We start from the raw sequence: 8690 nt of genomic DNA, 5'->3' as shown, positions 1-8690 counted from the left end.
CCCGGCGCTTTCGCGTCGGGGCTTTTGGGAATGTCGGTTTTGTTGGTTGCGGGAGGGCGATACAACCGAAGCCGACATCCAATATCTTCATTGATATAATGGAAAGTTCTTATTTTATTATTCAAACGTCATATCGCCATATGTATTCCGTCTCCACGCCGCTCGGCAGTCCGCCCAAGGTTCCCATGGACGCATGATGTGTTTGCTGATGGCTGTCACACGGGTGATAAGTTGCGGGCTGCCCCGTGGGCAAAGGAAAGTTGGCTGTGGAGATTATCAAGCGTTCCAAAATAGGTAATTGCTCACGGGGCTGGCAGAAAAGTGTTGCGCGAAGGTCGATTGGCTGATTCACCCTACGGATGTTACCGCCGCCGCTTCATGTGCTGACCGAAAGCGATGCCCCGACGCCGTCGTGCCATATGATCTTCAGCAAATCGCCGCGCCTTCCGCGGAACACGTACAGATCGCCGCCATGTGGTTTGCGGCCAAAGCCCTCCTGAACCAGCAAGGCCAGGGAGGCCATCCCCTTCCTCATATCCGTGTGACCCGTGGCGATCCACACACGGGCATGCCCCGGGATCGGGATCATGCCAGCAACTCCCGCAACATGACCTTCAAAAGCTCGGGCGACGCGCCGGGCGGTATCCGCAGCTTGGCGCTGGGCAGCTCGATCACCATCGCGTTATCTGCGACAGGCGCAGCAGGCTGCTGCGGCTTGATTGCGACCTCGGCAAACTGGTGGGACGCTCGCGGCCTCTCGGGCGCCATGCCTACCAACATCCGCCGCCACTTGTAGATCAGCGAAACATCGACATCCGCAGCGCGGGCGACGTCTGCGATCGACGCGCCGGGCGCCATCGAGGCCTCCACCAGCGCCAGCTTCTCATCCAAACTCCACCGTCGCCGCCTCTGCGCGCCGGAAAACACCGTTACCTGACCCACTGCACATCCCGTAGCCATGTGGCAAACCTCAGTGCTTGCCACATGGCTAACCTCTCAGGACGCGCCGATCAGCGACAGAGGGCCTTCGCCGGATGCGTACACTCGAAGCTGCGCAGAGCTGTCAGAGCAAGGGGGCATTTCCCCAGTGACGATGCCGCAACCAAGCTGCTCTATCTGATCTTGAACAGGTCGGAGAAAGAGTGGAAGATGCCGCCTCGTGAATGGACGATGGCAAAGGCACAATTCGCCGTCATCTTCGGCGAACGTTTCATCAAGGCCATGGCGGCCTGATGATCAACCGCCCGGTCACACACGGAAATCCTGACAGTCCCCATGATAGCCTTGTTCGCACACCTCCCGGTAAAGTTGGGTGGCATTCCGGCATCCTTCGTGCCACGCCCGCGAAGATAGGCTTCGAACGCATCGGCTGCATTGGCCTTGTATACCGTGCGTTGCCATGATCCCGGTGCCTCGTTTTTCAGCCACTTTCGGATGGTTTTCAGATCCACACCCAACTCGCGCTGGATCGCCAACTGGCTTCACCCTAGATGCCTCAGCTCGATAACCTTTTCGAATACGGCCCTGCGGCTCTGCCGCCGCTCTAACCGATGCCGCACCGCCTTTTCCAGATGAAGCGCCCCTGATATGCAGTTCGCAGGCGCCGGCCCCTGCAAGGCTATGGATTTCCCGACCTCTCGCACCACCCGGTATCGACGCTCCACAACATTGAGTAATGCGTCAGAGCAATTGCAAAGCAGATGCCAGCGATCGGCGGCTTGGCGGGCAGCCGGCGCGCCTTCTCGCGCTCCGCACGCATAGGCACTCGCGCGATCACCGGCAATGATTTCGACCCGTTCCGCAGCATTGCTCGTGAGGCAGATGCAGCCGTCATCAAGGAAGGCAGTCAAGGCCGGCCATGCCTCGAGCATATAATCCATGACCTCGGCGACATCGCTGTTCTTCGAGAGCTTCGTGCGGTTCTCCCGCATCCATGTTTCCAGTTCGGCCAACAGCGGGAAGCTGAGTTCCTGGCGAAGGGCAAGACGACCCTGCGCGGACCTCCCATTGATGGCGTGTTCTAGGTCGAAAATCACAGAGACGCGGATCAGCAGCGCGTGCCGAGCCTGCGACTGCACAAAACTGTCATCCTGCGCGCAAGCGGTTGCACAGGGTGCAAGACTAGACCTTTCAACCCATGCCAGCCCGAGTAATTTCCTCGGTCACCGTTTGTCGCGAACGAGCCCGATCGACAAAATTCGCTTCGTCCTCGGTCACCCACCGGGTAAATTCGGGATCGACTGCTATCCGCATCACCTCGGCCAGTGCTGCTTCATCCCTAACAGTGTAGACCGAGACCGCATCATAATCGACGCCGCCATCATCGGTGGGCGCCTGGTCGGCATCGGGGCGGCCAGCATAGAAGTTGACGGAATGTTGCGGATAATAGCGTTTTGACTCGGTGAACAAATGCCCGACCCATTTCGCTACTGCAGGAATATGGACATTCTCGTAATGCGACCGGAAATCTTCGAAGGAAACGCCTTCCTTCCGCTTCATGAACATCATCAGCTTATGCATGGCCTATACCTTTATAGAGTTGGTCGGAAACGCCGGACTATTGCTCTTGCAGCTTCAGGGCAGGCATAGCGTCCGCCAAGGCATCGGCTGCATCCTCATGCATTTCGGGCGAGGGATAATAATGGTTTGTGCTCCATTTCAGCCCCTTGGCATAATCTGCCATGCTGCCGCCGTCGACTTCCACAGGTTCGCCGGTGAAACGGCTGACGAGCGGATGATTATAATTCCGCATACTCCGGCACTCGACATAGGTGTCAAACAGCGGACGCACTTCGTCGATCGCCTTTGCATCGACGAACTGCGGGAATTTGCCAAGAATGGCCATCATATCGGATGCCGTATAATCGACCGGCTCGTTCAGATCCTTGTCGGAGAAATAGAAGAGGATCTTGGGCACCGTGATTTTTTCAGCCAAGTCTTGATAGCGCTTAATCCAGTTTCGCAGACTCTCGGAAACATATTTGGGCGCGTCCGTCCTCTCTTTGTTGAAAACATGCGTCCAGGCTTCCATCGTGGACGTCTGCCTCCCTGTCTCAAGGTCGAGCAGCGCCTCCACGAACCCATAAGGGCCGTAGCGCGAATTGGGTTCGGTCCGTGCGGTCATGACCTGAACGACAGTGAAGCGACCGGCATTAACCAGATCGAGAAGGCCACGAGCCTGAAGATAGAAGCCGGCGCCGCCGCCGCCGACACTCAGATTAAGTACCGGAATACCGATCCGTTCAGCCAGAATATCCCCAAAGGTGCGCTCGACGAAGATGCCGTTGGCTTGCGCACCGCCAAGGCAGGTAAAATAATTACCGCTGGCAATGACATCTTCCGCGAGAGCGGGACCGCGAAACTTGACGCCCGGAATGCCCTCGATTTCATAATATTGATAATCGACAACCTCATGGTCGCGCTTGCTATAGTCCAGGCTCCATTCCGCAGGATGATCATCCGGCTTGAACGCATAATTTACCACGAGATATCTCCATTAGTATATTTGCGACGGCGACATATGTTCGCATGTTCAGACTTGTTCAAATATAGTCCTTGAACGCGGTCGTGTAGCGCGAAAAGATATTGGCGATCTCAGCATCAGTGCTGCCAACATCTTCCGCTGAATATCTGGCTTCGCCATGCTTGCCCTTGGGGTTATCGGCTTCCCACCCCCGGATGGCCGACAGCGCACCGGGCGAAAGATCGATACCAGCAAAATCATATACGGTGCGCGCGACCGACAGGCCATCTTTGACCACGTCGCGAAATGCCAGGTCCAATACCTGAATATGGGGATTGCGCGCCCGCCAATCCATGTGCCTGTCCATCGCGCCGGAAAGATGGCCAAGCATTTTTGAGGCGAACAGGTGCCTGTTGTCGAGATCGGAAAAAATGCCCCGTGAGGCCATCACCGTGCTTGTCACCGAAGGAACACATTTGACAGGGTCCCGATGCGTGACGATGAAGCGGGGATTTTCATATCGTTCGGTCAGGAAATCTTCCTGGCCCAAGTGGTTCGGGTCCTTGAACAGCCATGGCTTTGGCGGCGACCCGTTTTGCCACTGCAGATACTTGACGACCGAAACGAGATAGTCATAGGCCGGGGTCATGTCAGCCTGCGCAATCCAGGCTGCGAAAGATGGCGCGTCATACATGCCGAAAATAGCCGGATGGCGATAGGTCGCCTCCATCAAATAACATTCCTCTTCCGGTTCTTCGGCATGCAGTGGATGCCCGACGAGCATGTCGGGCGATTGCTCATACATCCAAGCCTCATAATCCCTGACATTCTGGATGCGCTGACTGACACCGCCATCGCTGACACCCGGCACGCGGGCAAATTTCATCGTCTGCCAGAATTTGAGCGTCTGGAAGTTGCCTGTGGAGCCGAGCATGCGGTGAAGCTTGGTGCTGCCGGTGCGCGGGAGGGATAATATGATCAGCGGTGAGCGAATCTGCTCTCTCGCGATCTCGGGGTGCGCGGCCAAGTCTGCCGCAAACCAGAGGCGCTGGGTCAGCAGGTCGACGAATTTTTCGCGCAATTGCGCCCGGCAATCTTCCCGGATCGCGGATTCGCGATCGATTGCTTCGACCAGCAAACAAAAACCGTCGCGAAAATCATCAGGACCAAAATCGCTCAATCCCGTCCGCGCAGACGCAATCTGTAACAATTCCGATGCTTTCATGGCATCCCTCCTGTGCAGGCTGCTACGGCACGCGCAGGCCGTGCAATTTAGTTTGCGGATACCAGATACTAGCCAACAAGCCCTCGTCAAGTTGTTACTATTTACTCGGCCGCTGAGTGAGCGAACATCATATAAATGTTCACCCCGTGCATTTTTGTCACAATAGGCGTACATTGATCGCCACAGCATAAGCGAGCCTTGAATCACGCGCAATTCTTTAATAGTATATAGGTCCTTCATACCTCAGAAGGCGCCGCCCAAGGTGCACGGGGATGAGCGGAAGATAAAATCAGTGTCGTCATCAAAGTCGGCATATAATTTTAGGGGAGAGTATGATGCGGAAAATTGGACCATTATCAGTTGCGTTGAGCGCCCTGCTTGTGCAGGTCGCCCATGCACAGACGCCAGCGAACCGCGCCGACCCAACGGCGGAATCGACCACCGACATTATCGTCACGGCGCAGCGCAAGTCCGAAAGCCTGCAAAACACGCCGATCGCCGTGACCGCGGTGACTGCCGATACCGTTCAGACGCTCGGCCTGACCCGTGCCGTCGACGTCGCATCGATCACGCCGGGCGCCAGCTTCACCACCACCAACGGCTTCTTCGCCCCGCACATTCGCGGCATCGGTTCCGATTTCGTGTCGGTGGGCATCGAAACCCCCGTCGCCATTTACGAGGACGGTGCCTATCTCACGCGAACCCTGTCTGTGAACGAGATCCTCGATAATTTCGACATCGGCAGCATCCAGGTGCTTCGTGGTCCCCAGGGCACGCTCTATGGCCGGAACGCCACGGGCGGCGTGATCATGATCAACAGCGCCGATCCCACAGACGAGTTCGAAGCCCGCGTGCGCGGCGAGTGGGGCAATCTGGAGCATCGCTCATTGTCCGGCATGATCAACATGCCGCTCGGCGAAGATCTCGCCCTGCGCGTCACGGGCGGATACAAGCATGACGGCGGCTTCGTCCGCAATCTCAACACCGGTGACAAGAATGCAGGCGGATCGCGCACATATAATGTTCGCGGCAAGCTGCGCTGGCAGCCCGGCAACGCCGACATCATCCTGGGCGCGCAGTTCTACGACACCAAGGCCTATCTGGGTTCGATCGCGGCACTGGAGCGCCGCGACGATACCTGTCTCGCCTGCAACCTCGCGCCTGGGGCACTCAATCCCAATGTCGGCTATTATGATACCGAGGGTATCACGACCATTCAGCCGTTGCACACCAAATATTACGGCGCCAATCTGAACATGACATTCGACATGGGCAGCTTCACCCTGTCGAGCATCACGACCTTCCGTCAGCAAAAAACCGCCGACAGCGCCGCGGATCAGGATTTGACGCCGCTGCCGTTGTTCGAATTCTCAGTGCCCAGGTCCGGCGGCAAATCCTATACGCAGGACCTGCAGGTGTCCTCCACGCTGGATGGCCGGTTCAACTATTTGTTCGGCCTGAGCTATCTGTACGACAAGGGCTATTTTAATCCCGCGTTCCTCGGCAACTTCTTCGGGGGCAGCTTCGATCCCGATACGGCCGCTGGTTTCAAGAACACAGCGACCACCCAATCCTACGCCGCCTTCCTCGAAGGCTATTACGACCTGACCGACCAGTTGAAGGTTACCGTTGGCGGGCGTTACACCTATGAGGAACGCAGCGGGACAGGCGAAACCAACGCAGCGCTCGCCGCCGCGTTCGGCATTCCGAATGCGTTCAGCTTCAAACTGCGGACGTCACAGCGCGCGTTCACTCCGCGGTTCGTGCTGGCATGGGATAACGGGCCGACCAATGTTTATTACAGCTTTACGCGCGGCTTCAAGGCGGGCGGCTTCCCCGGACCCTATGCCGCGCCCGTCGCCCCCGTTCAGCCCGAAAAGATCTTCAGCCACGAGATCGGCATCAAGCAGTCGATGGCTGACAACCGCATTCGTGTGAACGTCGCGATCTTCTATGCCAAGAACAAGAACCAGCAGGTCCAGACGCTCGATCTGAACTCAGGCGGCACGCTCACCGGCAATGCGGGCGCGATGGAGAATTACGGTGTCGAGGTCGAGGCGCAGTTCACCCCGCTCGACGGGTTCAACCTGGGTCTGACGGGTGCGTGGCAGCATGCCCGTTACGAATCCTTCCCCAACGCGTCGCTCGTTTGCTATGATCCGACGCTGAACACCCCGGCTGCCCCTGCCGCCACCATCTTCCCGTGCGCGATCGATCTGTCCGGAACCAAACCACCATTCGCGCCGACCTGGTCGGGATCGGCCAATGCCAGCTATAATTTCGCGATCGGATCATGGACCGCCCAACTATCCGGCCTGGCTACCTATCGTTCAGCAATCGACTTCCTGCCGGGCGCTGGTGGTGAACTTCGAGCAGATCGAGACAATAAGCTGATCGTTGTCAATGCGTCGGGCTATATCAGCCCTCCCGGTGAAAATCTGCGGGTGGGCTTTTTCGCCAATAACGTTTTCGACAAAAAATACCCCTCTTATGTTCAGACCGGTCAACCTTATGGCGTTTACAAGAATGTGGCGAGGCCGCGTACCTATGGCCTGCGCGTGGAATATATTTTCTAGACATCAACACTGTCGGGATCTGATATCTCGGTAGACCTCAAACCCACGGCACCAGATGGTGCTGTGGGTTCTTTTTTTGTGATCGATAGAAATAATGTTCGGAGAAAAGTAGGCCAGAATCATGTCCGCATAGGCCGAACATGATTCTTTTCTTCGCTATCAACGCGCGATGTATTGGTGAGCAAGTGCATCAGCAGCGGAAGGACAAAATCGACCTCGACCATTTTCAGGGACGATCAAGTACGGAAACATATCAACCAGCGCTGAAGCCGATGATTGTTCACCTGTTCCTTTCGCCCCGGCCGCTTCTTTGGTCACCGCAGCAAGCCACAATGCCAGACATTCGACCATCAGGCTACCGGCCATGCGGTGCCGGTATTGCCATTTGTCGCCTATCCCACAATGGACATTCCTCCCGTCAGGCCAGCGCCGACAGATGCATGGAGCGAAAAGCCGAAAAATCGATCAACTGGACCATCCCTTCAAGCGGGGTCGCGATCCGCCGACAGTCGCTTTGGACAATCCGAGTTGCAAAGCCCCTGAACCAACGACTGCGGCAAGCGTCGAGATAACGCGTTTGCACTACTCAATTGAGTTTCGGAACAGCACCCAGATTGTTGACCAGCGCTCAATATTTACCGGACCAATTTATAAAATTGGCGAAAGCACCTGTGCGTTATTCTCGCGCGGCTTGTGTTGGTGTGGTACCGAATGTCTCCGCGAACACTACATCAAGTTCCCGATCAGACATATTGGTAGCCATGGAGTAGAACTGCTCAGCATCAGGTCCGCCAAGATAGCGGGTGGCAGGCTCCTTGGCGTCCAGCGCGGTTAATATAACGTCCGCAATTTGTTCGGGCTGCGAGTAGAATTGCTCATAGCCAAAACTTACCACATGAAGGAACTGGCGATACAGAGTGCCATACTGGGCCTCCTCGTCCACCGACAGATTGGCAATGCGATCTTCGATATCACGCAACTGGTTACGCGTCATCGACGTTTTAACGCCGCCAGGCTGAACGAGAATAATATCTACGCCCGATCCATTCGTCTCCCGGCGCATGCAATCGGTCAAACCCTCCAACGCATATTTTGACGCGGAGTAATTTCCAAGCATCGGCATCGCAACCTTGCCGCCAATCGAACTGATCATGATCAGGCGGCCTTGCGTCCGGCGCAACATAGGCATTGTAGCCTGATAGATCGCAAGGCACGCAAAACAGTTAACTTCCATGACTGTCCGGAGCTGCGATATGGCTGCAGTTTCGAGCGGACCTGCGACCGACATCCCCGCACACACGATGACCGCATCGACATCGCCGGACTTTTCAAGCACAGCAGGCATGGCAGCCAAAAGTTGTTCTGAACAACTAATACCATCCGTCCGTGATGCTGACTCACGTGGGGGATTCCCAAAGCGGCGAAA

At 56.5% G+C, this 8690-nt stretch carries 10 protein-coding genes and 1 pseudogene; 3 read left to right on the top strand and 8 right to left on the bottom strand.

Translation table 11 applies throughout. The features are described 5' to 3' along the window. A partial coding sequence (locus tag ACODR8_RS19675) for a hypothetical protein (RefSeq protein WP_489008813.1) occupies positions 1-197 on the top strand: 197 nt, incomplete at its 5' end. A 179-nt stretch (positions 198-376) separates the two neighbouring features. Here ACODR8_RS19675 and tnpB read toward each other — a convergent pair. Then, entirely contained in the window at positions 377-589 is a 213-nt protein-coding gene (gene tnpB, locus ACODR8_RS19670; protein WP_489008812.1) for an IS66 family insertion sequence element accessory protein TnpB, read from the bottom strand. Beyond that, on the bottom strand, positions 586-960 hold the full coding sequence (gene tnpA / locus ACODR8_RS19665; protein WP_489008814.1) for an IS66-like element accessory protein TnpA: 375 nt from the start codon (positions 958-960) through the stop codon (positions 586-588). The genes tnpB and tnpA overlap by 4 nt, the downstream gene beginning before the upstream one ends. Before the next feature lie 78 nt (positions 961-1038). On the opposite strand from tnpA, the pseudogene ACODR8_RS19660 reads away from it, so the two are divergent. Beyond that, positions 1039-1233 (top strand): annotated as a pseudogene (locus ACODR8_RS19660) (transposase); the annotation flags it as partial. A 248-nt stretch (positions 1234-1481) separates the two neighbouring features. On the opposite strand, the gene ACODR8_RS19655 reads toward ACODR8_RS19660, so the two are convergent. Genes ACODR8_RS19655 through ACODR8_RS19640 form a run of 4 tightly spaced genes read right to left on the bottom strand, consistent with a single transcriptional unit; the run spans position 1482 to position 4688 of the window. Further along, complete coding sequence (locus ACODR8_RS19655) at positions 1482-2078, bottom strand: IS66 family transposase (RefSeq protein ID WP_489008811.1); 597 nt, start codon at positions 2076-2078, stop codon at positions 1482-1484. A gap of 52 nt (positions 2079-2130) precedes the next feature. Next, entirely contained in the window at positions 2131-2520 is a 390-nt protein-coding gene (locus ACODR8_RS19650; RefSeq protein WP_489008810.1) for an EthD domain-containing protein, read from the bottom strand. A gap of 37 nt (positions 2521-2557) precedes the next feature. Beyond that, positions 2558-3484 carry a DUF6473 family protein gene (locus ACODR8_RS19645; RefSeq protein ID WP_489008809.1) on the bottom strand — a complete coding sequence of 309 codons (927 nt, stop codon included), beginning with the start codon at positions 3482-3484 and terminating at the stop codon, positions 2558-2560. A gap of 58 nt (positions 3485-3542) precedes the next feature. Further along, positions 3543-4688: a sulfotransferase family protein gene (locus tag ACODR8_RS19640; protein WP_489008808.1), complete on the bottom strand. Its 1146-nt coding sequence runs from the start codon at positions 4686-4688 to the stop codon at positions 3543-3545. A gap of 332 nt (positions 4689-5020) precedes the next feature. Between ACODR8_RS19640 and ACODR8_RS19635 the strand changes: the two genes are divergently transcribed. After that, positions 5021-7264 carry a TonB-dependent receptor gene (locus tag ACODR8_RS19635; protein ID WP_489008807.1) on the top strand — a complete coding sequence of 748 codons (2244 nt, stop codon included), beginning with the start codon at positions 5021-5023 and terminating at the stop codon, positions 7262-7264. 159 nt (positions 7265-7423) lie between these two features. On the opposite strand, the gene ACODR8_RS19630 is transcribed toward ACODR8_RS19635, so the two are convergent. Together ACODR8_RS19630 and ACODR8_RS19625 are read right to left on the bottom strand one after the other, a co-directional pair. After that, positions 7424-7630, bottom strand: coding sequence for a hypothetical protein (locus ACODR8_RS19630; RefSeq protein ID WP_489008806.1), 207 nt, complete (start codon positions 7628-7630; stop codon positions 7424-7426). Between the two features lie 310 nt (positions 7631-7940). Beyond that, a partial coding sequence (locus tag ACODR8_RS19625; protein ID WP_489008805.1) for an SDR family NAD(P)-dependent oxidoreductase occupies positions 7941-8690 on the bottom strand: 750 nt, incomplete at its 5' end.

Source organism: Sphingobium sp. FG58 (genome assembly GCF_057809055.1).
This window is presented reverse-complemented; position numbering and strand designations above follow the sequence as displayed.